Annotated in this window: 3 rRNA genes (2 of these 3 running past the window's edge); all 3 read right to left on the bottom strand. The window is 48.1% G+C overall.

The features are described from left to right. A 16S ribosomal RNA gene (locus AC0L4K_RS20060) occupies nucleotides 1–280 on the bottom strand; it reaches 1261 nt to the left of the window's first position. A gap of 1053 nt (nucleotides 281–1333) precedes the next feature. Then, nucleotides 1334–1449, bottom strand: a 5S ribosomal RNA gene (gene rrf, locus AC0L4K_RS20055). A gap of 162 nt (nucleotides 1450–1611) precedes the next feature. Next, nucleotides 1612–2500: ribosomal RNA gene (locus AC0L4K_RS20050) — 23S ribosomal RNA — on the bottom strand (it continues 2004 nt past the right edge of the window).

Here is a 2500-nt window from a genome sequence, read left to right as displayed (position 1 = left end):
TCGTCGCCTTGGTGAGCCATTACCTCACCAACTAGCTAATCCGACGCAGACTCATCTGATAGCGCAAGGCCCGAAGGTCCCCTGCTTTCCCCCGTAGGGCGTATGCGGTATTAATCCAAATTTCTCTGGGCTATCCCCCACTACCAGGCAGATTTCTACGCGTTACTCACCCGTCCGCCGCTCGTCAGCGGGTAGCAAGCTACCCCTGTTACCGCTCGACTTGCATGTGTTAAGCCTGCCGCCAGCGTTCAATCTGAGCCATGATCAAACTCTTCAGTTTAAATCAAAGATATCGGAAAATGATATCTTGTAAATCTAGCTCAAAGCATTAAACAACTTGCATAAAAACATCTTCATGAATTTACTTATGTGTCGCTTACTTTGATAAAGCTTTTGTGCTTCATCTCAACAAGCGCCCACACGAATTATCTGATCTATCTGTTAAAGAGCGTTGCTTGAAAATGCAGGCCGAATTCTTCAGCCACTTTGCGAAAGCTATTCGCTTTCGCCGTCTCAAGCGAGGTGCGTATTCTACTCAACACCCTGATGAAGTCAACCATTTTGTTTAAGAATTTTTAACAAATCCTCAAACGAAGTCGGCGACTTCCTGTTCAATTTTTCGCTGTTAAAAGCCTGCGTTAAACGCCGTGCTTTCAATGGGTTAATCGAACAGCTCAACTTGTTTCAGTAACCGTTTCCGGTGGCTGTCTCAAGCGAGGAGGCGCATTCTACACCGGACAGGCAGGGAGTCAACAGGACCAGCACGAAAAAGTGTCAATTTGATGAAAAAGACTGAGATTTTAATAACATCTATAAAAACAACTTACCTATTCAGTTCACATTCCCTGCACAGCGTAGGCGTTTGTTAATAACAACATAAATGAATAAACAGAAGCTCCAAGCAGAACACTCGAACTATCGGCCCAGTCTTATCTAAATAAACTTGTAACATAGCAGGAAGGCCATCACCTCCGTGACATCATCGCCCATCCTGTACGAGCTTTCTTCCTGAAAGTACCTTCCATGCCATAGGCTCATCCTGAGCCTAAAAAGCAATATAGCTTTCTTCTTTTGATTTTCAAGAAATATTATTACCTAGCCAGCAACAGCCAAAAAACCAAAACAATGTAGGGTGAGGTGAGGAACCTCACCAGAGCGATAACCCAGACGACCCGCGATCCAACGCTAATCCAATGCTGATCACCGAGCCCTTATCGCCGCTGGACGCGTCTCCCACCGTGCCAGCTTGTTGTCTGTTTTTATCCGCTGGCCTAAACGTCAAAAACGAAAAAGCCCCGACCAAACTAATGATCGGGGCTGTCTCTTATTTGAAGCTTGGCGATGACCTACTCTCGCATGGGGAATCCCCACACTACCATTGGCGCTAAGACGTTTCACTTCCGAGTTCGGTAAGGGATCGGGTGGTTCCATCTCGCTATGGTCGCCAAGCAAAACTGGTTGCTCTAACGATTGAACTAAACGCTTTGTTAGTTCAAGCGTCATTAGAATCCTGTAACGGTGTTGCTTTGAGATGAGCTGTACAAGCTCTAATCCGTGTGACTTTTCAGTCGTATCTTAATCTATCAGCTTCCCAAACGCTTTTGGCGTTATATGGTCAAGCCTCACGAGCAATTAGTACTGGTTAGCTCAACGCCTCACAACGCTTACACACCCAGCCTATCAACGTCCTGGTCTTGAACGGCTCTTCAGGGGGCTCAAGGCCCCAGTGAGATCTCATCTTGAAGGGGGCTTCCCGCTTAGATGCTTTCAGCGGTTATCCTGTCCGAACGTAGCTACCGGGCAATGCCATTGGCATGACAACCCGAACACCAGAGGTTCGTTCACTCCGGTCCTCTCGTACTAGGAGCAACTCTTCTCAAATCTCAAACGTCCACGGCAGATAGGGACCGAACTGTCTCACGACGTTCTAAACCCAGCTCGCGTACCACTTTAAATGGCGAACAGCCATACCCTTGGGACCGGCTTCAGCCCCAGGATGTGATGAGCCGACATCGAGGTGCCAAACACCGCCGTCGATGTGAACTCTTGGGCGGTATCAGCCTGTTATCCCCGGAGTACCTTTTATCCGTTGAGCGATGGCCCTTCCATACAGAACCACCGGATCACTAAGACCTACTTTCGTACCTGCTCGACGTGTCTGTCTCGCAGTCAAGCGCGCTTATGCCTTTATACTCGATGCATGATTTCCGACCATGCTGAGCGCACCTTCGTACTCCTCCGTTACTCTTTAGGAGGAGACCGCCCCAGTCAAACTACCCACCACACAATGTCCTCGATCCCGATAAGGGACCTGAGTTAGAACCTCAATAGTACCAGGCTGGTATTTCAAGATTGGCTCCATCTGAACTGGCGTCCAGATTTCAAAGCCTCCCAGCTATCCTACACAAGTAATATCAAAGTCCACTGCGAAGCTATAGTAAAGGTTCACGGGGTCTTTCCGTCTAGCCGCGGATATACGGCATCTTAACCGCAATTTCAA

Source organism: Amphritea sp. GJ51-11, from assembly GCF_055808735.1.
This window is presented reverse-complemented; position numbering and strand designations above follow the sequence as displayed.